Annotated in this window: 16 protein-coding genes and 2 tRNA genes; 6 read left to right on the forward strand and 12 right to left on the reverse strand. The window is 71.1% G+C overall.

Features of this window, described 5'->3' with window-relative positions; all coding sequences use genetic code 11:
• Window positions 1-104 precede the first annotated feature (104 nt).
• Window positions 105-1,859: a hypothetical protein gene (locus WMF27_RS22440; protein WP_437766856.1), complete on the forward strand. Its 1,755-nt coding sequence runs from the start codon at window positions 105-107 to the stop codon at window positions 1,857-1,859.
• Window positions 1,860-2,029: 170 nt separating this feature from the next.
• On the opposite strand, the gene WMF27_RS22445 is transcribed toward WMF27_RS22440, so the two are convergent.
• Window positions 2,030-2,395 carry a PilZ domain-containing protein gene (locus WMF27_RS22445; RefSeq protein WP_437766855.1) on the reverse strand — a complete coding sequence of 122 codons (366 nt, stop codon included), beginning with the start codon at window positions 2,393-2,395 and terminating at the stop codon, window positions 2,030-2,032.
• 255 nt (window positions 2,396-2,650) lie between these two features.
• Between WMF27_RS22445 and WMF27_RS22450 the strand changes: the two genes are divergently transcribed.
• Window positions 2,651-4,264 carry a TIGR02266 family protein gene (locus WMF27_RS22450; protein ID WP_437944496.1) on the forward strand — a complete coding sequence of 538 codons (1,614 nt, stop codon included), beginning with the start codon at window positions 2,651-2,653 and terminating at the stop codon, window positions 4,262-4,264.
• Between the two features lie 39 nt (window positions 4,265-4,303).
• Window positions 4,304-5,266, forward strand: a complete 963-nt coding sequence (locus WMF27_RS22455; RefSeq protein WP_437766853.1) for a hypothetical protein — start codon at window positions 4,304-4,306, stop codon at window positions 5,264-5,266.
• Window positions 5,267-5,510: 244 nt separating this feature from the next.
• Here the strand turns inward: WMF27_RS22455 and WMF27_RS22460 are convergent.
• The 9 genes from WMF27_RS22460 to WMF27_RS22500 form a co-directional block, all read right to left on the reverse strand.
• Window positions 5,511-5,582 (reverse strand) — tRNA-Val (locus tag WMF27_RS22460).
• Window positions 5,583-5,945: 363 nt separating this feature from the next.
• Window positions 5,946-7,088: a pyridoxal phosphate-dependent aminotransferase gene (locus WMF27_RS22465; RefSeq protein WP_437766852.1), complete on the reverse strand. Its 1,143-nt coding sequence runs from the start codon at window positions 7,086-7,088 to the stop codon at window positions 5,946-5,948.
• Window positions 7,089-7,229: 141 nt separating this feature from the next.
• Window positions 7,230-8,303: an MlaD family protein gene (locus tag WMF27_RS22470; protein WP_437766851.1), complete on the reverse strand. Its 1,074-nt coding sequence runs from the start codon at window positions 8,301-8,303 to the stop codon at window positions 7,230-7,232.
• Between the two features lie 71 nt (window positions 8,304-8,374).
• Window positions 8,375-9,154: an ABC transporter ATP-binding protein gene (locus WMF27_RS22475; protein WP_437766850.1), complete on the reverse strand. Its 780-nt coding sequence runs from the start codon at window positions 9,152-9,154 to the stop codon at window positions 8,375-8,377.
• Between the two features lie 40 nt (window positions 9,155-9,194).
• Window positions 9,195-10,949 carry a single-stranded-DNA-specific exonuclease RecJ gene (recJ, locus tag WMF27_RS22480; RefSeq protein ID WP_437766849.1) on the reverse strand — a complete coding sequence of 585 codons (1,755 nt, stop codon included), beginning with the start codon at window positions 10,947-10,949 and terminating at the stop codon, window positions 9,195-9,197.
• Window positions 10,950-11,037: 88 nt separating this feature from the next.
• Window positions 11,038-12,279 carry a protein translocase subunit SecF gene (secF, locus tag WMF27_RS22485; RefSeq protein WP_437766848.1) on the reverse strand — a complete coding sequence of 414 codons (1,242 nt, stop codon included), beginning with the start codon at window positions 12,277-12,279 and terminating at the stop codon, window positions 11,038-11,040.
• A 75-nt stretch (window positions 12,280-12,354) separates the two neighbouring features.
• Window positions 12,355-14,508: a protein translocase subunit SecD gene (secD, locus tag WMF27_RS22490; protein ID WP_437766847.1), complete on the reverse strand. Its 2,154-nt coding sequence runs from the start codon at window positions 14,506-14,508 to the stop codon at window positions 12,355-12,357.
• A gap of 55 nt (window positions 14,509-14,563) precedes the next feature.
• Window positions 14,564-14,998, reverse strand: a complete 435-nt coding sequence (gene yajC / locus WMF27_RS22495) for a preprotein translocase subunit YajC (protein ID WP_437766846.1) — start codon at window positions 14,996-14,998, stop codon at window positions 14,564-14,566.
• A gap of 202 nt (window positions 14,999-15,200) precedes the next feature.
• The gene (locus tag WMF27_RS22500) at window positions 15,201-16,343 is read right to left on the reverse strand and encodes a transketolase (protein ID WP_437766845.1); all 1,143 of its coding nucleotides are present in this window, start codon (window positions 16,341-16,343) and stop codon (window positions 15,201-15,203) included.
• A gap of 475 nt (window positions 16,344-16,818) precedes the next feature.
• Between WMF27_RS22500 and WMF27_RS22505 the strand changes: the two genes are divergently transcribed.
• From WMF27_RS22505 to infC, 3 genes are all read left to right on the forward strand, one after another.
• Window positions 16,819-16,890 (forward strand) — tRNA-Val (locus WMF27_RS22505).
• A gap of 33 nt (window positions 16,891-16,923) precedes the next feature.
• Entirely contained in the window at window positions 16,924-17,259 is a 336-nt protein-coding gene (locus tag WMF27_RS22510) for a hypothetical protein (RefSeq protein ID WP_437766844.1), read from the forward strand.
• A gap of 244 nt (window positions 17,260-17,503) precedes the next feature.
• Window positions 17,504-18,223 carry a translation initiation factor IF-3 gene (infC, locus tag WMF27_RS22515; RefSeq protein WP_437766843.1) on the forward strand — a complete coding sequence of 240 codons (720 nt, stop codon included), beginning with the start codon at window positions 17,504-17,506 and terminating at the stop codon, window positions 18,221-18,223.
• 184 nt (window positions 18,224-18,407) lie between these two features.
• Here infC and WMF27_RS22520 read toward each other — a convergent pair whose 3' ends face one another.
• On the reverse strand, window positions 18,408-19,946 hold the full coding sequence (locus WMF27_RS22520) for a serine/threonine protein kinase (protein ID WP_437766842.1): 1,539 nt from the start codon (window positions 19,944-19,946) through the stop codon (window positions 18,408-18,410).
• Window positions 19,947-20,130: 184 nt separating this feature from the next.
• Window positions 20,131-20,826, reverse strand: coding sequence for an SMI1/KNR4 family protein (locus WMF27_RS22525; RefSeq protein WP_437766841.1), 696 nt, complete (start codon window positions 20,824-20,826; stop codon window positions 20,131-20,133).
• Window positions 20,827-20,864: the final 38 nt, after the last annotated feature.

Consider the following 20,864-nt stretch of genomic DNA (forward strand, 5'->3'; position numbering starts at 1 on the left):
TCGGGGTACGGTCGCTCTCGGCCGCGCAGTCCAGGGGGCCGGGCCCGGCCCCCTCCCCCTGAAAGCAAGAGCTCCTCCCCAGCACACCCTGGAGGTCTGAACCCGTGTTTTTCCGTCGTTCACGCCGCGCTCGTCTCGCGTCTGCACTGACTTCGCTGTGGGTCCTCGGCGCGCCGGCGGTCGCCGGCGCCGCCGGCGCAAAGGACGCGGAGGCGATGAAGCTGCACAACCAGGCGATGGACGATGACTACCTCTCTGTCGAGTTCGACAAGGCGGAGAAGAAGCTCAAAGACGCCCTGAAGAAGTGCGACAAGAACGCCTGCTCGAAGCCGGTGGTCGGCAAGCTGCACATCGCGCTCGGCACGGTGTACGGCGGCGGCAACAAGCTCCAGCAGGCCAAGGCCGAGTTCGTGCTGGCGCTCCAGGCCGATCCGAAGGCGGCGCTCATCGACGCGCTGACGACGACCGAGCTGGCCCAGGCGTTCAAGGAGGCCCAGAAGGAGGCGCAGGCCGCCGGGAAGGCGCCTCGCGACGGCGGCGGCAAGGCCACGAAGGCCGCGGCGGGCGACATTCCCCACACGCCGGTGGCGGAGCAGGCGGTGAACACGCCGGTGCCCGTCTATGTCGAGATCCCGGAGGAGATCGACGCGTCCAAGGCGACGGTCCGCTACAAGCCGTTCGGCTCGCCCAAGTGGAAGTCGCTCGAGATGAGGCGTATCGAGCGCGGCTTCGGGGTGGAGATCCCCTGCGAGGATGTCACGACGACCGGCGAACTCCGGTATTTCGTCATCCTGAGGGACGAGGCGGGCGATCCGGTGGGCACCGCCGGTTCGATGCAGGCGCCTCACCGGGTGCCGATCAAGAACGAGATCGAGCAGGAGCCGTCGCTGCCTGGCCAGGAGCCGCCGAAGCGGTGCGCCGCGAAGGAGGATTGCCCGCCAGGCCTGCCTGGCTGCCCCGAGGCCGGCGGCACCCGCGGGGACAAGACCTGGGGTTCGGCCTGCGAGGCGACCGAGGAGTGCCAGTCGGGGCTCGCCTGCGTGAACGGGACCTGCGAGCAGGGGAGCGACGAGGGCGGCGGAGCGTCGAAGGGCAAGGGCAAGGGCAACCGCAACGTGGTCGGCGTCTCCGGCCAGCTCGACCTGCTCCTGGTGCGCAGTACGGATTTCGTCTGCTCGGGCAGCGACGCCGCCTACGCCTGCTTCTATCCGGGCGGCGACGGCCGGCAGTTCTACGGCGAGCCCGTGGATCTGGAGGGAACGAACGGGGTCAAGGGCGGCCTGAGCCTCGCTGGGTGGCGGGTGATGCTGTCGTACGATCGGCAGCTGTTCTCGGACCTGTCGCTGCTCCTCGGCGTGCGGGTCGGATTCGCGTTCGGCGGCTCACCGTCTTCCAAGAACCAGCCGAACCTGTGGACGGACGAGGCGGGCAATGACCTGCAGAACCCGCATCTCCAGGCGCTCAGCTTCCTGCCTCTGCATGCGGAGCTCCGCGCCACGTATTTCCTCCTGGGGGATCGGATTGTCGAGAAGGGCGGGTTCCGCCCCTATGCCTTCGCCTCGCCGATCGGGCTGGCCCAGGTGAACGCCTCGGTGCCCGTGGATGTGTGCGATCGCCGCACCGAGGATGGGGATCTTCTGCGCACCAGCAGCAGCAACCGGTGTCCGGCGAACACCCGCTACGTCGAGAATCTCGATGCCTACCAGATCACCGGGCGGAACTTCTCGGCGCTGGGCGCCGGTGTGGTCTATGGCATCACCCAGAACTTCGGAGTGTCTGCCGAGATGAAGGTGATGCTGATGTGGCCAACGCTCGGCCTCGTCCTGGCCCCCACCGTCAGCCCCGTGTTCGCCTTCTAGCGCCCTCTCCCGCACAGCCGAGCCCCTCCTCCCCGTTCCCGCCGCAGCGCGGGGGGCGCCCGCACAGGAGACGGGCCCAGATCGGCGTTTTCGGCGCGCAGGCGTACTCACGCACGCCGAGCACCGAAAGCGCCGAGATGGGCCCGTATCCGAAGCGGGCGCCCCCCGTGCTAAAGCTCGAAGTGTTCGGTGCCGAGCAGCTGGTAGAGGCCGTAGAGGGACCCGGCGTCGTGGTGCTCGAAGCGAACGCCCGCTCGCGCCGGCCGGCCCGCCGCACCACGGCGGATCCAGGCGATACGACCGCGGAGGCTCAGCGGATCCCACAGGTTCGGGGCGGTGACCTCGAGCGTCACCGACGCCTCGGGATCCAGGAGCTCCGACGCGAGCTGGGCCTCGGACAGCTCGATGCCGGCGCCGCCCAGCCCCAGATCGCGGATGCGAACGCCGTGCTCCTCGATCGACTGGCGATCGCGCAGCGTCGCCCCAAGATCGACGCGTCGCCTCGCGTGAACGCGAAAGTGGTCCCGGACAGCCATCCTGGCGCATTCTCCAGTCGACGCGAACATATCACGAGAGACGCGCGCACACGCTCGGTTCGCCATGCCCTGCGGCGCAGGGGCGCGGGCGCGGTGACGCGCGCCGGGCGAACAGCATGCTCGCCCGGTCGCCCATGGCTGCGTTCGGTAAAGCGGCCGTCACGTGTTAGCCTTTGGGCTTCGCGGCGAACCTTGGGTAACATGCGGACCACATCCGCTGGAGCGAGTCGCGAAGTAGACGGGAGTTCTACCCTGATGGCCCAGGACACACGCAAAGATCCGCGAGCAAGAGTGCTGCAGATGACCGTCCGCTACAAGAGCGCCACGGTCGACGAGTTCATCGAGCACCACTCGCATGACGTGAGCCGTGGCGGCATCTTCATCAAGACGCCGTCGCCCTTCCCCGCTGGCACGCTGCTCAAGTTCGAGATCCGTCTGCAGGACGAGCAAGCCGTGATCGCCGGCGTCGGCCGCGTCGTGTGGAAGCGCGAGCCCGCGCAGGGGAGCGACGCGCACCCGGCGGGCATGGGCGTGAAGTTCATCAAGATCGACGAGAAATCCAAGGCCGTGATCACCCGGCTCGTCGACGCGCAAGCGGGCGCCGGGTCGGCGTTCGAGGCCGGCATCACCGACCGCGGGGATCTGGGCGACGACGTGCAGGAGATCACGGCCCCGTCGGCGACCGCGAGCGCGCCGCAGGCCGAGCCCGCGGCCGCCAAGGCAGCGCAGGCGCAGGTGAAGCGGGCATCGACGATGCTGGGGCTCGGCTCGATCGGGGCGAAGGGCGACGCGGGCAAGGGCGAGGCGAAGAAGGCCGACGTCGCGGAGGGCGGCGGCTTCTTCCCGCAGACGAACCCCGAGAAGGAGATGCCGCCGCCCGACGAGCGGACGATGATGAAGCAGGCGGCCGAGCTGCTGAAGCAAGCGCTCGCCGACGCCGGCGGCTCGCTGGACGAGATCGGCCCGTCCAAGGAGCCGCTCATGGCCGCCCCGCCGAAGAAGGCCGAGCCCGCTCCGGCGCCGAAAGAGGAGCACGTCAGGCCGCTGGCCGAGCCGGCGGCGATACCGGTCCCGGCGGTCGCTCAGCTGGCGAACGAGCGGGAGGCGCGGGACGATGCGCCCGCGGCCGAGGCGAGACCAGCGAAGGCGGCCGCAGCCAGGAGGCCGGCCGAGGTCGCGGACCGGGCGCCGGCGGACGATCTGCACGGCAAGCCTGCGCGCCAGGACGTAAAGGCGGCCGACGATCAGGCGAAGGCGAAGCCAGCGGCCGCCAAGCCCAAGGAAGAGAAGGCGGCCACGGCCAAGGGCGCCCCCGCGGCCCAGGCTGCGCTCGCACAGGAAGAGGAGAGCAGCGGCACCGGGCGGCTGCTCACGATCCTGCTGGTCGCGGCGGCGCTCTGCGGCGCGCTCTGGCTCGTCTTCGGGCAGAGTGACAAGCCCGCCGCGACCCCGCCGGCCGCGCCGGAGCAGCCCGCGGCGAAGCCTGCAGCTCCGGCGGAGAAGCCTGCGGCTCCCGCGGAGAAGCCTCAGCCGACGGAGGTCGTCCCCGCAGCGACGGACAAGGCTGCGCCCGCCGCGACGGCGGCGCCCACGACGACCGCCGAAGCGCCGGCGGCGCCGGCGGCGAGCGCCACCGCGCCCCTCGGGGCGACGGCGGAGCCTGCGGCCCCGGCGACGGCCGAGCCTGCGGCCCCGGCGACGGCGGAGCCCGCGGCGCCCAAGGCGACGGCGGAGCCTGCTGCGACCCCCCCGGCGCCAGAGCCCGCGGCGCCCAAGGCGACGGCGGCGCCCGCGGCGCCCAAGCCGGCGGCGCCCAGGCCCAGACCGGCCGCGCCGAAGCCGCCGAAGAACGACGATCCCTACGGTTGATGACCAGGCCGCGGGTCCTCCGCGGGAGAGGCAGCTGCGATGAGCGGCTCGGTGAGTCACGTCGGTGAATCAGGGCTGGGCCGCTCGAAGGCGGCCGCCACGCTGGCCGCGCTGGGCCTGCTGGCAGCGACCGGGCTCGTCTGCGGCGCGGTCGCGCTGCGCGATCCGACGGCCGTGGCGGCGCTCGAGGAGGGCGCCAGCGCCTCGCCGAGCCCTTCGCCGGCCGTCGCGCCCAGCAGCAGCGGCCGCGAGAGCAGCAGCGCGCCGGCCCCCGAGCCGGCGCCGGCGCTCGCGCCCGCGGAGCCCGAGGCCCCGGCGAAGGCGCCGCCTGCCCGCGCTCAGCCCGCGGAGCTCGAGAGCGCCCAGGCCGCGGGGAGCGCAGCGCTCGGCTCGCTCGCGCAGCGGTATCCGGAAGACCCTGCGGTCCTCCGGGCGCTCGCGGTCGCGCAGGGCCGCGAGAAGGCGATGGCGGCCGCGCTGCTCACGGCGCAGCGGCTGTTCGAGGTCGCTCCCGAGGAGGCCGGGAACGACGAGCTCAAGCAGATCATCCTGAGGGCAGCGAACGGCATCCCGGACCTCGCCCTCACGGCGTTCGATCTGATGGCCAAGCACATGGGGAGCCGCGGTCCCGACCTGCTCTACGAGGTGGTGACCGCGCCGAAGTTCGGCGATTGGCCCAGGGACCACGCGAGCACACGGCTGATGGAGAGCAGCGTGCGGCAGCTCGCGTCGCCGGCGCTGCTCGTCGCCGACGATCTGCGCCGCCTCACGGAATGCCCCACCAAGGCGATGCTCGCCAGGGCGCGCGAGGAGGGCGATGTCCGCGCGCTCCATTACATCAAGGCGCTGAGCACCCCCCAGCCATGCCGGGGCCATCGGACGCGCAAGTGCCTCAGGTGCGGCCCCCTCCAGAAGGAGCTTCGCGCGACGGCCAGCGTCATCGCGAAGCGCAAGAACGACAAGGCGGCGGCAGCGCCGCCCGCCGCGAGCGCTGCTCGCTGACCGCCTTCGTCTCGCCGGCCCCGGAGCGGCCTGTTCCCTTGCATCGCCGCTGTCGCGCCTCGACGTGACGGCGGCGACCGGCCTTCCGCCCTGCCCGCAGCGCTGCCGGCACGCATCGGGATCCCAGCACGGCCTCGTGGGCGGCTCGATGCTCCGAAGCAGCCGCTCGCGATCCGCTGGGAGCGGCACGGCCACGCAGATAGCTCGACGCGTGGAACCAGCTCACCAGGGGAGCGAATCGGGGTGGGCGCAGCAGGACTTGAACCTGCGACTTCGTCCGTGTGAAGGACGCACTCTACCGCTGAGTTATGCGCCCGATGCCAGCCGGTTGTCACCCGGCCGTTTCGGAAAGACGTGGCGCTTTTAACCCAAACATCGGCGTTCGACAAGAAGAACTCGCTGGCGATGTCGAACTTCTTCGCGGCGCTCAGTCAAACTCGGAGCCGGCGGCCCGTGGGGCAGGCCCGAAACCGACGGGTCGCCGATGAAGGCGCGTCTTGGCGGCTCCGGCCAGCGAGCCGGCCACGGGGCCCGCGCGCGCCGGCTGCGCGGCGCCCGTGAGCGACCGGGGCACGGAGCCAGGCGGGCCGCCGCGTCCGCGCGGCGTCGCGGTCGGGCGAGCGGGGACGGGCGCCGCTGCTCTTCGAGCGCGCGCGTGGGCACCGGCGCAGCGACGCGGTCAATCGAGCGTCGCGACGGCGCGCCGGAGCGCGGCGAGGCCTGCCTCGATGTGGTCCTCATCGCAGGCATACGAGAAGCGAAGGTACCCAGGCGCGCCGAAGGGGGTGCCGGCGACCACGGCGACGTGCGCCTGCTCGAGCATCCACGTCGCCACGTCCTCGTCGCTCGCGAGCGTCGTCCCCTGGAAAGCGCGCCCGCAGAGCCCGCGCACGTCGGCGAACGCGTAGAACGCGCCTTCCGGCATCCTGCAGCGCACCCCCGGCACGGCGTTGAGCCCCTCGACCATCAGCGCGCGCCGCCGGGCGAACGCCGCGCGCATCGCGAACACCGCGTCGCGGGGCCCGTTCAGGGCGGCGACAGCGGCCGCCTGGGAGACGGCCGCCGCGTTCGTGGTGCTCTGACCCTGGACCACGTCGAGCGCCCTCGCGACCTCGGCCGGCGCGATGCTCCAGCCGATCCGCCAGCCCGTCATGGCGAAGGTCTTGCTGACCCCGTCGACGACGATCACCCGCGGCGCGAGGTCCTCCGCGAGCGCCGGGAGCGACGCGTGCCGGAACCCGTCGTAGGTGAGATCGGCATAGATCTCGTCGACGACGATCCAGCAGTCATGGCGCCGCAGCACGCCCAAGAGCGGGAGCAGGTGCTCTTCCGCATACGCCGAGCCGGTCGGGTTGGAGGGCGTGCACAGGATGATCGCCTTCACCCGCGGAGAGAGCGCGCCCTGAAGCGCGTCCGCCGTAAGGCGGAACCCCATCTCCTCGGTCGTGTCGACGATGACCGGCGTGGCGCCGACGAGGCGCACCTGCTCCGGGTAGCTCACCCAGTAGGGCGCGGGGATGACGACCTCGTCTCCCGGCTCGAAGAGCGCGGTCGCGAGGTTGAACAACGCGTGCTTCGCGCCGCAGCTCACGGTGACCTGGCTCGGCAGCGGCCGCCAGCCGCGGTGCTGCTCGGTCGCGGCGCAGATCGCCGACTTCAGCTCGGAGGTGCCGGACACGGCCGTGTAGTGGGTGGCGCCGGCGTCCAGCGCCGCCTTCGCCGCGATACGGATGTGCTCCGGCGTGTCGAAGTCAGGCTCGCCCACGCCGAAGGAGAAGACATTGTGCCCGTCGGCGCGGAGGCGCGCGGCCCTCGCCGCCATGGCGAGCGTTGCACTGGGCGCGACGGCCGACAGACGGTCAGCGAGCTTCCTGGGCATCGAGACACTGAGGAAGAAAGGGCGGCCCGAGATAACGCAAGGCGCTACCGCTCCGGCGCTTGCGCGGGCGGCTCGGATGTGCCGCTAGGGCGACGGCGTGGCGCCGCCGACCTGGACCGCGGGCTTCTGCTCGTCCTGCTTGATCGAGTAGCGCACGAGCGCGCGGAGCACGTCGTTGCGCTGCACGTTTCCGAGGAGGCTCTTCATGTCCTCGTAGATCGACGGATCGATCAGCAGGGCGCCGAGGGTCCCCTTGCCCGCCCTCATGTCGTGCACGATCGCCCGCAGATCGCCGGTCATCGCCGTCACGTTGGCGAGCGCCTCGGCGCCGTCGCCCTTGCCGCCATAGAGCGCGTCGTGCGCGAGGCTGTCGCTCTCGCGGATGCCCCGCAGCGTCATGGCGACCTCGTCCGCCGCGCTCCCGAACTGCTGAATCTGCTTCTGCGGGCCGTCGCCGTAGATGACGTCGTGCGCGAACCCCGGCCCCTCCTTGACCCGCGAGACGACCCCCCGCACCTCGCGCACCGCGCTCGCGAGCTCCGTGCTGAGACGATCGAGGCTCTGCACGGTGCGCGAGATGCGCTCGGCCTCCTCGGGATCGGTCAGGAAGCGGTGCGGGTAGCCTTCCCCCTCGGTCACCTGCTTCATCAGCGTGTTCGCCGAGGCGACCGTCTCGCGGAGGTCCCTTTGCAGCTTCTCGTCGGCGATGTTCTCCGAGACCTTCTGGATGTTGTCGAGCGTCGCCTCGGCCTTCTCGGCCATTCCGGTCACCTTCCCCATCACGTCGGTCGGCACCTCGCCGGGGATGTGGCCGCCGGGCGGCACCGAGTCCGGGCTCTGCCCCTTCGTGAGCTCCAGCATCTTGTCGCCGAGCAGGCCCTTGTTCGCGATCTGGGCGACGCTGTCCGTCTTGATCCGGCTCGCCTCGCTCTCGACGATCTCGAGCTTCACATAGATCTTGGTGTCCTTCGGATCAGGGCCGTAACCGACCTCGGCGACGTGACCGATGTCGATGCCCCCCATGCGGATGGGCGCGCCCGGCTTCAGCCCCTGGACGTCGGCGAAGTTCGTCGTGAAGCCGACGGAGGAGTCGAAGAGCCGCCGCTCGTCGCCTATCAGGAAAATGACGACGGCGGAGAGCACAAGGCCCGCCAGCACAAAGAGTCCGACCTTCAGATCGCGCGCTCTGCCCATGCAGAAGGGCATCTTGCGCGATCTCGGGGGGATCGTCACGCACCGAGAAGCGTCTGGACGTCCTCATTCACCGGAGCGGTCCCGGTAATGAAATCGGCGACATGCGGATCGGTGGACGCCCGGAACTCGTCCGGGGTGCCGGTCGCGATGACCTCGCCGCGGAAGATCATCGCCATCCGATCCGAGATCGAGAACGCGCTCTTCATGTCGTGTGTCACCACGATGCTCGTCACGTTGAGCGCCTGTTTCAGCCCCTTGATGAGGTGGTTGATGCGCTCGGTGTTGATCGGATCGAGGCCGGTCGTCGGCTCGTCGTAGAGCAGCACCTCGGGCTGCACCGCGATGGCGCGCGCGAGGCCGACGCGCTTCTTCATGCCGCCGGACAGGTCCCCCGGGCGCATCTGCTCGATGCCCGGCAGGCCGACGAGCGACAGCGCCCAGTTGACCCGATCCGCGATCTGCGCCTCGGTCATCTCCTTGCGGTAGTGCTCGTGCAGGCCGTAAGCGACGTTCTCACCGACCGAGATCGAGTCGAACAGGGCGCCGCCCTGGAAGAGCATCGCGATGCGCTGGCGCACCCCGGCGATGCGCGACTCGCTCACGCGCGTGATCTCCTCACCGTGAAACTGGATAGATCCACCGTCAGCGTCGAGCAGACGGATGAGCAGCTTGAGCATGACGCTCTTGCCGACGCCCGAGCCGCCCATGATGGTGAGCGTCTCGCCCGGGTACACTTCGAGGTTCAGGTCGCGGTAGATGACCTTCGGACCGAAGGCCTTGCGCACACGCGAGAACCGGATCAGCGGCTCAGCCACGCGTTCACGCTAGCACGCCGCGGAGGCCCGCCGCGAACGCTCAGGCGGACGCGGCGACGTGCTCGATCCTGATCTCGACGGCGTCCCCGCCGCGCCAGGCGTCGCGCCGGAGGCGGCCCACCACGTCGACGCGCTTGCCGGTGAACCGCGGCGCGAGCTCGCCCAGCTCGAACCCGAAGCACGAGATCTCGCGGCGGGCGAACGTGAGCTCCAGCTTGAGGTGGCCCTTCAGGTTCCTCGCGGAGCGCACGGCCGCGCCCGCCACGAGGACGTACGACGGGCGGTTGCCCTCGCCGCACGGCTCGAGCCGCTCGAGATCGCGCGCCACGGCCGCCGGATCGTCGCGATCGTCGAGCCGGACGTGGGCGGCCGCGACCGCCGCGGCGGCCGGGAGGTCCTGCTCGCGGAAGGCGTCGCACCACGCCGCCCGGAGCGCCTCGACGCGATCGGCGCGCACCTCGACGCCGGCCGCGGCCTGATGGCCGCCGAAGCCGACGAGCTCGGCGCGGCACCGGGTGAGCGCGTCGTGGAGTCGCGCGCCCGCTGGACCGCGCACCGAGCCGCGCCCCTTCGCGCCCTCGAGCGCGATCACGATCGTCGGCTTGCCGTAGCGGCCCGTGATCCTGCCGGCGACGATGCCGACCACGCCGGGGTGGAAGCCCTGCCGCGCGATGACGATCGCAGGATCCCGATCGAACCCGGCGCGCTCGATCTCGGCGAGCGCGGAGGTCAGCATCTCGTCCTGGATCGCGCGCCGCTTCATCTGCGCCTGCTCCACCGTGGCGGCGAGCGCGGAGGCGGTCACGCCGTCGTGCGCGAGCAGGAGCTCCAGGGAGATGTCGGGATCGCCGAGCCGACCGGGCGCGTTGAGGCGGGGCGCGATCCGGAAGGCGACGTCCTCAGCGGACGCGCCGCGCCCGAGATCGAGGTTGGCGAGCGCCGCGAGCGCGCGGAGCCCTGGACGGGGCCCGGTCTGGAGCACGCCAAGGCCGGCCCGCACGAGCGCGCGGTTGTCGCCGGTCAGCGGAGCGACGTCGGCGACCGTGCCGATCGCCACGAGGTCGAGGTAGGGGCGGAGATCGAGCGACGAGCCGAGCTTCTTGCGCACGGCGGCCAGGAGCGAGAGCGCGAGCCCGCAGGAGGCGAGCCCCTTGTACGGGAAGCCGCAATCGGCGCGGTGCGGGTTCAGGAAGGCGATCGCGGGGAGCGGCTCGGCCGGCACGAGGTGGTGATCGATGACGACGCAGTCGATGCCGGCCGCGCGGGCCGCGGCCAGCCGCTCGTGATCGCTGGATCCGCAGTCGCACGTGACGAGCAGCGTGGGACCGGCGCGCATCACGCGCTCCAGCGCGGGCGCCGAGAGGCCGTAGCTGCCTTCGGTGCGCGTCGCGAGGAGCGGCACCACCTGTCCCGAGAGGGCGCGCAGCCCGCCGGTCATGATGGCGGTCGCGGTGATCCCGTCGCAGTCGTAGTCGCCGAAGACGGCGATCCGCTCGCCGGCGCGCACGGCGCGCGCGATCCGCTCCGCGCTCGCCTCGCGATCGGCCATCGCGTCGGGCGACGTGAGGTGCGAGAGCCGCGGGTCGAGGAAGCGCCGGGTCGCGTCGTCAGGCGCCCAGCCGGCCCGGTGCAGGATGTCCGCTACCGTGATCGACAGCCCCAGCTGGCGCGCCATCACGAGCGCCTCGGCGGGCGCCTCGCCCGGATCCGCGACGGGCGCGGCGCCCCCGGCCGCGGGCGAGGCCGGCGCCTCGCGCTCGGGGAGCTCCCTCCAGGCCTCCGTGGCGGTGCTCATCAGAGAAGCGGGTACACCGACGGGGTGGGTGCGTCCATGGCCTGGGGCGGTTCAGGCCGCGCGGCCACGCGCGGCCACGGCGAGGCGCTCAGACGACCGCGTCGGCGCGCTTCTGCGTGCGGACGCGGCTGACCTTCCTGCGCTTGCCCGGGTTCGCGCCGAAGAACCGGCGGTCGATCCACTCGGTGAGCGGCGCCGCGACGTAGATCGACGAGTACGTGCCGACGGCGATCCCGACGACGAGCGTGAACGCGAAGTCCTTGATGACGCCCGTGCCATAGAAGAGGAACATGACGAGCGACAGCAGCGTCGTCATCGACACGAGGATCGTGCGCCCGAGCATCTCGGAGAGCGAGAAGTTGATGACGGCGGCGAAGCTCATGTCGCGGTGCTTCCCCAGGTTCTCGCGGATCCGGTCGTAGACGACGACCGTGTCCGTGATCGAGTAGCCGACGATCGTGAGCAGCGCGGCGACCGTGGAGAGGGTGATCTCCCGCTGCGTGATCACCATCGCGCCGAGCGCGATGCCGACGTCGTGCACGAGCGCGACGATGCCGCCGGGCGCGAACCGGATGTCGAACCGGAACGCGATGTACGCCATGATGAAGAAGATCGTGATGGCGACGCTCTTGATGGCCGCGTCGCGCAGCTGCGCGCCGGCCTTCGGGCCGATCCACTCGACCCGGAGCGCCTGCTCGGGCACCTTGTCCGCGCCGAGGTGCTGCCGGAGGCCATCCATCAGCTGGTCGCCCTTCGACTTCAGGTGGAGCTCGACCTTGTGGTCGCGCTCGCTCACGATGAGCGGGTTGTTCGCGCCGGCCCTGAGCTCGACCCCCTCGATGCCCTCGAGCTGCTTCCTGATCCCCTCCAGGTCGGGCGCGGTGTCGTAGCGCGTCGAGATCTTGTCGCCGCCGGGGCTGAACTTGACCTCGGTGGCGCGCACGGCGGGCGGGCAGCGGTCCTCGGGGACGGAGCCGTTCTCCGGCGGCAGGCACATCCGGTCGCGCACCGCGGCCTTCTGCTGCTCCGACAGGGTGGAGACCTCGTGGACCCGGATGAGGTAGCGGTTCGGGTTGGTCTGATCCGCGACGGACACGACGTCCGGGGCGTCGAAGCCCGCCTTGGTGACGGCCTCGCGGACCTCGGCGCTCGAGACCGGAGCCCGGAAGGCGACCTCGACCTCGGTGCCTCCCTTGAAATCGGTCCCGAGCTTCGGCCCCGGCACGATGAACGAGATGATCGACAGGATGAGCAGCACCGCGCTGAGCCCGATGAAGAGCCAGCGCTTGCCCATGAAGTCGAACTGACGGCCAGGTTTGATGAGTTCCATCGTCGTGTCTCAATCGGAGAGCCGCTCGCGCGTTCTCCCTCATAAGGTCGGAGATCGGCTCGCGCGCCCTCGTTCTCAGCCGAGCGAGAGCGTCTTGATCTTTCGGCCGCGGACCGCCCAGTCGAACATCAGGCGGGTGCAGACGACCCCGGTGAACAGGCTGATCGCGATGCCGACGATCAGCGTGATCGCGAAGCCCTTGATGGGGCCGGTGCCGTACTGCGCCAGGATGAGCCCCGAGATCAGCGTGGTCACGTGGCCGTCGAGGATGGCGCTGAACGCCTTGTCGTAACCGATGTCGACCGCGGCGCGCGGGCTCTTGCCGTTCCTCAGCTCCTCCCGGATGCGCTCGTTGATCAACACGTTGGCGTCGACCGCGATGCCCATGGTGAGCACCAGGCCGGCGATGCCGGGCAGCGTCATCGACGCCCCGAACATCGCGAGGACGGCGACCTGCAGGATGAGGTTGAAGATGACGGCGACGTCCGCGATGAGCCCGGCGCGGCTGTAGATCACCACCATGAACACGACGACGAGCACGCCGCTCGCGATGGCCCCCTTCATGCTCTGCTGGATCGCGTCCTTGCCCAGCGACGGGCCGATGCGCTGCTCGTTCGAGGGGGAGATCGGGGCCGGCAGCGCGCCCGACCGGAGCACCAGCTCGAGCTTGCGCGCGTCCTGGAGCTGCTGATCGGGGTTCTGCGAGCCCATCGTGATCTGCGCGCGGCCGCCGCCGATCTTGGTCTGGATGACCGGCGCGCTCTCGACCTTCTCGTCGAGGATGATGGCGAACCGCCGCTTGACGTTCCTGCCGGTGATGTCCTCGAACCGGTCGGCGCCGGTCGGGGTGAAATCCATCGACACGTACCAGCCGCCGAGGCCGCCGTCGCTCTGATCCGGGAGCGCCTGCGCGTCGCGCACCATGTCACCGGTGATCTCGGCCTTGCTGAAGAGGAAGTACGTCCGCCAGCCGATCTCCTCGATGGCGTCCTTCTCCTCGTTGAACTCGTACAGCTTGCCGAAGCCGACCTCGTTGTCCGCCGGGACCTGGAGCGTCCCGACCCACTCGCGCAGCCGCTTCAGCGTGTCGCGCATCTCCTCGTGCTCGGCACGCACCATCCGGGCGAAGTGGACCGGCTTCGTCTTCCCTGGGCCGACCGGCGCGTTCTCGATCGAGAACGTCAGCCCCTTCGGGAGGTCCTCCTCCTTGGCGCTCCTCGCGATCGGCTCGAAGAAGTCCTGGTCGTCGTCGACCATCTTGAACTCGAGCCGCGCGGTCTGGCTGATGATCTCGCGGATCGTGGTGAACGCGCTCTCGTCGTCGCCGGGGACCTCGATGATGACGTCCTCGTCGCGCGTGGAGACGCTCGCCTCCTTGAGGCCGAGCCCGTCGACGCGGCGGAGCACCGTCTCCTTGGCCTGCGTCACCGCCCGCTCACGGATGTGGCTCGAGACCTCGTCGCGGATCCGGAACTTCGCGACGCGGCGATCCGCCGAGCGCTGGAGCTGCAGCTCGTGCAGGAACTTCGCCAGGAACTCGTCGTTGATCTTCTCGGAGTCCGCCGGGTCGTTGAACGTAATCGCGATCGTGTCCGCCTGCTCGCGCGACTTCTCGATGCGGAGCTTCGTCTGGAGCTTCTGCATCTCCTCGATCGTCGGCGGCTTGTCGCCCTCGTGGAACCCGAACGACTTCGCGAGCGCCGCGCGCAGGTCGTCGTAGTACCGATCGCGCTTGTCGCTGATCGCCTCGTCAACGTCGACCGTGTAGACGAGGCGGAGGCCGCCCTTCAGATCGAGCCCGCGCACCAGGCGGAACGGGATGTTCGACGTCAGGAAGCGGCTGAACCCGAGCTCGCCGGCCCTCGCCTGGGTCTCCTGCTCCGCGACCTCCTCCGACGAGAGGCCGGTGTGGACGGGGCGGCCGTACCGCTCGTCGTGGTAGGTCGGGTAGATGGCGAGCGCCGAGCCGAGCGCCAGGAACAGCACGAAGCCCGTCTTTGCCCGCCACGCGAAATCGATCCACGGCCCGGCGCAGAGCAGCGCCCACGGCACCATCAGGCCGAACGTCGCGAGGGCCCAGAACACGTGGTAGTGGGCCGCGATCGCGGCGGCGCCGGCGGAGAGCGCCGCCCAGGCGAAGACGCTGCGCTTCGCTCGGCTGAGCCACGCGCCGAGGAGGCACAGGCCGGCGACGCCGGCGAACCCGTACTGGAAGATGTTTAGGAGCATGGAGTGTCGCGCCGCGGGGGCGGTAAAAAAGCTTCCTGTTGGGCCGAGCGCCGGCCTACGACTTCTTTTCCTTCGCCGCGTCGGCGACCTTGGCGTCAGCCGCCGCGACCTCGCCCGGATCGGGGCCCTGGATCGCGCTCTTCAGGACCTGCACGTTCACGCCGGGGGCGATCTCCAGCTTGACCCTTGGGGAGTTCGGGCTGATGTCGATGATCCTGCCGAGGAGCCCGGACTGCGTGACGACCCGGTCGCCCGCCTTCAGGTTCGACTCGATCTGCTTCTGCTTCTTGCTCTGGCTCCGCGTCATCACGAAGATGAGCAGCAGCGGCAGCGCCAGGATGAGGAACTGGAAGGCCCCTCCGCCGAACGGCGAAGAAGGCGGCGCCTCCTGCCCTCCGGACGGCGGCGATTGACCTTCGACCGGCGTCGCGGGCGCGTTGCCCGCTCGCCCGGGGGCGGCGTTCGGCTGGAACCAGTTTGAGCTTGCCAAGGTGACGCGTGTCTCCGGGCCCCGACGGGCTCGCCCGCAAATTGCGGGCCTCTCCCAACCCCCCGGGGCCCGCCTCCATACCCAGGATCCAGGGGTCGCGCAAGGAGCTAGGCGGGCAGGCTCACCCGGGCGTCCGGGGAATGCAGCCTGGCGGCCCTTTCCGCGCTTGCGTCCCCTGCCGCTCGTCCGCTGCCGCGCGGCGTCAGCCGTCGCTGCCGAACACGATGTGCCGGCGAGCGCGCTCCCCGCTCGCGATCTCCGCGAGCGAGAGGCGCACGTCGCGCTCGGTGATGGTGCCGTCGATCGTCGCGAACGTCGCGGAGAGGATCGGCGGGATGCGCCCGACGCTGGGGAAGCCCGGGGCCCAGGTGAGCGCGTCCGCGAACGCCGCCTTCACCCCGGCGGCGACGGGCCCGTACGGCGCGAGCGGCACGTCGAGCGGCTCCAGGACCACGATGGCCTTGGCCCGCCCGAGCGTCTTCACCACGTCGGCGCCGAAGAACGGGCGGAGCGCGCGTAGGCCCACGAGGCCGACGCGGCGGCCCTGCGCCCGCAGGCTGCGCACGACCTCGCGGGCCGCCGGGAACGCGCAGCCCACGACGACCAGGATCTCCTCCGCGTCCGCGGTGTCGACGCGCTCGATCGCCCCGAGCGGCCTGCCGGTCAGCTCGCAGAGCTCCCGCATCGCGCTGGCGAGCGCGAACGGAACGCGCGCGCAGAAGCCCCGCTCGGCCCGCTTCCGGACGACGCCGCGGCCCTGCGGGCGAGGCCCCCCGTCGCCGTCGCTCTCGCCCGGCGCCGCGTCGGTGAAGGTCGGCGCGCTCCGCTCGGAGCCGAGGAAGCGCGCCGCGAGCTCGCGCGCCCCGCCGAGGGCCGACACGTCCGACGGCAGCGCGTCGACGAGGTGCAGGAACGGCGTCTCGCTGTCCTCGGCGGCGCGCCGCGCGACGAGCGTCATGTCGGCCGCCTCCTGGCTGCTCCAGGTCACGAGCACCCCCGCGCCGACGTCGAGCGCAGGGGCGAGCTCGTCGCGCCCGACGGCGAGCCCGCCGCGCCGCTCGATGACGTGCACGGTGACCGGCGTCCGCACCGCCGCCGCCTCGCCGAGCGCGGCGAGCGCCCCGACGAGCTCGTGGGCGCCCAGCACGACGCTCGCGCGCTGCCCGGCGCGCGTGCGCGCGGCGGCGCCGCGGATCGCCTCGGAGGCGCACCCGGCGCGCTCGATCGGCAGATTGCCGGGCACGGCCGCGTGCGCGGCGAACAGCGCGCTCCCCGCGGCCACCTCGATATGTGCGATCACCGCCGCCGGATCCGGCGGCGAGCCTAGACCGTCAGGCCCTGCCATCCCATCGTTCGTCGCCCGAGCCGCACGCGAGGTCAAGCGCGAGCGCGACCGGCCTCCGCGCAGCGGCCGGCCTGGAGTAGCGCGGCGATCGCGATCGTCGGTGTTCTTCAGTGTCCGGACGTAACTCAGAGAATTCACGCTCCCACCGCGCAATGAGCTTCCGCCGCGCGCGGCTGCCGACGGTCGCTCGCCCGGCGCGTCGAGCGCGTCGTGGAAGCCTGCCGCGCCCCGGCCTGTGGCTGCCGCCGGGCCCCGTCGACTCATCGACGGCATCGACGGTCCGGCGAACCGGCCGCTCGACCGAGGCGGCGGGGCGAGGACGGCCGCCGCCGGAGCCTTCACCAGGAACCAGTCGCCATGCACCAGGCCGCCACGAGAAAAGCGCCTCCACAAAACATATCGCTTGACGGACATCCCCCCCCTTGATAGGAGGCGCTCTCCGTTTCGTCGGCCTCTGGCCGAGCGGGCGGGACATAGGCGCGTAGCTCAGTGGTAGAGCACTACCTTGACACGGTAGGGGTCGCCGGTTCGAAACCGGCCGCGCCTACAAATCAGCAGGAGACCTAGCCTGCGAGGTTTCATGGCCCTCGATCAGACAGCCCTGGCCGCCCCGGCGGCCCGCACCTCGGTGCGCAAGGCTCTCGCCGACGACATCGCCAAGAACCGCCCCATCCTCGGCGCCCACGTCAACGGGCGCCTCGTCGATCTTCACCCCCCCTTCCACTGCGACGACTCGGCCCGGATCGGGCTGGTCCGGGCGAGCGCTCCGGATGGCCCTTCGGCGAACGCCGCGGCCGCCCTCCGGTCGCGCGACCTCGACGAGGCCCTCGGGGCGCTGCGGCTCGCGGCGCTCGCCGACCGGCGAGCCGCAGCGCGGAAGCTCTCCTGGCTCGCCGTGAGCGCCTCGGGTTCGTGACCTGCCGCTCCGGCCGGCCTCTCTCGCCCGGCAGCCCCTTCCCCACTTCCGTCGAGCCCGGCGCGCCATGGCCCGGAGCGCCGATGCGCCGCAGCGCTCGTCCTGCTTGCTGCCGTTGCCTGCGGCGCAGAGTCAGGCGACATTGTCGTCGTGATGGACGCCACGACCGGGCTCGGTCGCGAAGCGGCGGCCCGTCGCTTTCAAGAGCACAGAACACAAGGAGGCAGCGAAATATCACATGGCGATGAGACGCTTCGACCCTCGGCAGGCCCAGCGGGGGCCGCAGATCCGCATCAACCAGCGCATCCGCGTCCCGGAGATCCGCGTCATCGGTGATGATGGCGAGATGCTCGGCATCATGCAGACCCACGAGGCGCTGCGCCGAGCACAGGAGAAGGGGCTCGACCTCGTCGAGGTCAACCCGAAGGCGGATCCCCCGGTCTGCAAGATCCTCGACTTCGGCAAGTACAAGTACGACGAGAAGAAGAAGGCCCGCGAGGCGAAGCGCAAGCAGAGTGTGGTGGAGATCAAGGAGATCAAGCTCCGTCCCAAGACGGACGACCACGATCTCGAGTTCAAGACCAGGGCTGCTCACCGGTTCCTCGGCGCAGGCCACAAGGTGAAGTTCACGGTGCGCTTCCGCGGCCGCGAGATCACCCACCCGGAGAAGGCGCAGGAGCAGCTCGACTGGATCGTCCAGCACTGCGAGGAGATCGCGAACGTCGAGGTGCGCCCCATGATGGAGCAGCGCACGATGACGCTGATGATGGCGCCCAAGCCGGCGATCCTGCAGAAGGTGGCCCAGGCCCGCGCCGCCGCGGAGAAGGCGCGTCAGAAGGCGCTCCAGGAAGGGCGCGCCGCTCCTGCCCAGGACGACTCGGAGGACGAGGAGATCGAGAAGCTCGAGAGGGAGCTCGAGGAGCAGGACGACGAGGAGGACGACGAGGAGGAGGGGACCGAGTAGCGCATCCGGCGAGAGAGCGCGCCACGACACCGATCACGGTGCGGCGCGCCTCGCGAGGGCGGCGTGTTGACGCGCGCTGACATGCGCCGAGCGCTCGCGCGCTGGGCACCTCGCCGCCGCGCAGCACGCAGCGCACCCATGGCCCGGCCGTGGGCGCCGCAAGGAGCACGCCCCCTCCGGCGGGTCAGTGCGGGATCAGGCCGCCGAACCACGCGCCTGCGGCGAGGGCGGCGAGCGCGGCGACGAGCAGCACGGCCTTCACCGCGCCGCCCCCGGTCCTGGCTGGAGGGGCCAGCTCCGGCTCCAGGTCGCGCGGCGCGGCCGGCACGAGCGGCGCGACAGGCGCCGGCGTGGGCGGCGCAGGGCGCTGCATCTCGGGTATGGGCTGCGGGGAGGCCAGGGTCGGCACGGCTCGCCTCTCGAGCGGCGGATGCGCCGGCACAGGTGGCGCGAGCAGCGCACCCGCTGGCCTGGACGAGGGGACGCCGGAGGAAGGGGCGAGCGGAAGGCCGAACCCCGTCTCCTCGAGCGCGGCGAGGTTGCCCTCCTCGACCGACACGGTGGCGAGGGATCGCCGCATGACGTCCTCCCCCGGCGCCGAGAGCTTGTCCCCCGGCGCCGAGAGCTTGATCTCGTCGGCCCACTTGCCGATGTCCTCGAAGGCCGAGATCTTGAGCGGCTCGTTCAGGCGCGTGGTGCTCGGCGCCGCCTTGTCGTCCGGGAGCGACGTGAACTCGAGCAGCGTCTCCTCGATGAGCCGGTCGATGAACGACGCCTTGTCCGACGTGGGAGCCCGCTTCCGGAGCGCCATGGCGCTGCGGACGTGCTCGGCGATGTCGTAGGCGCTGACGGGCCTGCCGAACCTGTACAGGAAGGTCGTGAGATCCCGGCCGAGCTCGCGCGCCGAGTCATAACGCTCCCCGGGATCGCGGGCCAGCGAGCGGGCGATGATGCGATCGAGCTCGGGGGGGACCGCCTTGTTGCTCTCGGAGAGCGGTGGGATCTGCGCCTGCTGCACGAGCTTCACCGTCTGGTAGTCGGTGTCGCCGAGGAAGAGCCGCTTCCCGGAGAGCATCTCCCAGAGGATCGCGCCGAGCGCGAAGATGTCGGTGCGGTGATCGACCTCCTGGCCCTGCGCGGCCTCGGGCGAGAGGTAGCTGAACTTGCCCTTGATGATCCCGGCCTCGCTCTTCTCGAGCTGGCTCGTCGCCTTGGCGAGGCCGAAGTCGACGATCTTCACCTCGCCGTACTTCGTGATGAGCACGTTCGGAGGCGACATGTCCCGGTGGACGATCTTGAGCGGATGCCCGTCGACCGCCTTGAGCTCGTGGGCGTACGTGAGCCCCTCGCAGAGCTTCGCCGTGATGAACACGGCGGACTCGACCGGGAGGGTGCGGCCGGCCTTGCGCATCGACTCGAGGACCGCCTTCAGGTCGGCGCCGTCCACGTACTCCATCACGATGAAGTACGCGTTGTCGCCGACGCCGATGTCGAACACCTGCGCGACGTTGGAGTGGGAGAGGTGCGCCGACAGCCGCGCTTCGTCGAGGAACATCGCGATGAAGCGCTTCTTCTCGCTGAGGTGCGGGAGCACGCGCTTGATCGCGACCTGCTTCTTGAACCCCTCGATCCCGGCGCTCTCCGCCAGGAAGACCTCGGCCATGCCGCCCGAAGCTAGCCGCTCGATGACCCGGTAGCGCTGCTGCTGGTGGGCATCCGTCATGGTCCGCCTAGTACACCACGTCCCACGCTGCGCGCGGAAACAACCGGCTCGTCCTCATCGGAGCCCGCGGGCGAGGCGCGCAAAGAGTGCGGCCTGTAACGAGCGCGCACGAGCGCGCGCCCTGTCCCCTGGACGCAGCCTTACGCGGGCATCGCAGCGGCGAGGCTCGGGAGGCGAGGCTCGCTCAGCCCGTGAGCGCGCTCCGCATGAACGGGCGAGGTGCAGGTGTGAGCGGCACCGCCACCGCGCGCACGCGGCTCCTCGACGCGACCGCGCCGCGCGCGAGCGCCGCGGGCTCGAGCTGCGCGACCTGCGCGGCGGCGCGCCTCCGGCGATCGTCGAGCTCCGCGGCGAGCATGTCCTTCACCATGTCGAGGAGCTCCGGGAAGCCCGACAGGCGCAGCCCGACGTCGTTCGTCCAGAGGATGATCTCGAGCTCTCCGTCGGGCGTCCTCGCCTCGGGATCCCACGCGAAGACCGTCTCGGCCGCCGCGTCGATGCCGAACGGGACGAGCGCGCTCCGCGCACCATAGCGGCCGCGCACGGTCGCCGACCCGCCGCCGCGCTCGCCCGCGCCGCGCACCTCCTCGCCCTCGCAGTGCTCGAGCACCATCCGCCCGACGTCCATGTACGAGCCGCGCGCGAGCGCGCGCACCCCGAGCAGGCTGGCGCCGGCGAACAGCTGCGGCCAGCCGTCGTGCCGCGAGAGCAGCTCCCGATAGCTCGGCGGCAGCGCCATCCCGAGGCGCCGCTCGACGCCGGCGATCGCCTCCTCGGGAGCCCCGGCCGGCGGTGCGATCGGCATTCCCCGCCGTGGATCCATCCGCGCGAGCTCCAGCTTGAGCGCGCGGATGCGGTGCATCGACTCGAGCCACTCCATGCGCGCGACCCTACGCGCGCGGCGCCGGAACGAGCAAA

Source organism: Sorangium sp. So ce281 (assembly GCF_051527395.1).
GTDB classification, from domain to species: Bacteria; Myxococcota_A; Polyangia; order Polyangiales; family Polyangiaceae; genus Sorangium; species Sorangium cellulosum_B.

Excerpts from the sequence above, each read along its gene's own strand:
- WMF27_RS22450 (WP_437944496.1), top strand. The coding sequence starts at position 2,651 with ATGGCCCAGGACACACGCAAAGATCCGCGAGCAAGAGTGCTGCAGATG.
- WMF27_RS22500 (WP_437766845.1), bottom strand. The coding sequence starts at position 16,343 with ATGGCAGGGCCTGACGGTCTAGGCTCGCCGCCGGATCCGGCGGCGGTG.
- infC (WP_437766843.1), top strand. The coding sequence starts at position 17,504 with ATGAGACGCTTCGACCCTCGGCAGGCCCAGCGGGGGCCGCAGATCCGC.
- secD (WP_437766847.1), bottom strand. The coding sequence starts at position 14,508 with ATGCTCCTAAACATCTTCCAGTACGGGTTCGCCGGCGTCGCCGGCCTG.
- WMF27_RS22525 (WP_437766841.1), bottom strand. The coding sequence starts at position 20,826 with ATGGAGTGGCTCGAGTCGATGCACCGCATCCGCGCGCTCAAGCTGGAG.
- secF (WP_437766848.1), bottom strand. The coding sequence starts at position 12,279 with ATGGAACTCATCAAACCTGGCCGTCAGTTCGACTTCATGGGCAAGCGC.
- WMF27_RS22455 (WP_437766853.1), top strand. The coding sequence starts at position 4,304 with ATGAGCGGCTCGGTGAGTCACGTCGGTGAATCAGGGCTGGGCCGCTCG.
- WMF27_RS22445 (WP_437766855.1), bottom strand. The coding sequence starts at position 2,395 with ATGGCTGTCCGGGACCACTTTCGCGTTCACGCGAGGCGACGCGTCGAT.
- WMF27_RS22465 (WP_437766852.1), bottom strand. The coding sequence starts at position 7,088 with ATGGCGGCGAGGGCCGCGCGCCTCCGCGCCGACGGGCACAATGTCTTC.
- recJ (WP_437766849.1), bottom strand. The coding sequence starts at position 10,949 with ATGAGCACCGCCACGGAGGCCTGGAGGGAGCTCCCCGAGCGCGAGGCG.
- WMF27_RS22520 (WP_437766842.1), bottom strand. The coding sequence starts at position 19,946 with ATGACGGATGCCCACCAGCAGCAGCGCTACCGGGTCATCGAGCGGCTA.
- WMF27_RS22510 (WP_437766844.1), top strand. The coding sequence starts at position 16,924 with ATGGCCCTCGATCAGACAGCCCTGGCCGCCCCGGCGGCCCGCACCTCG.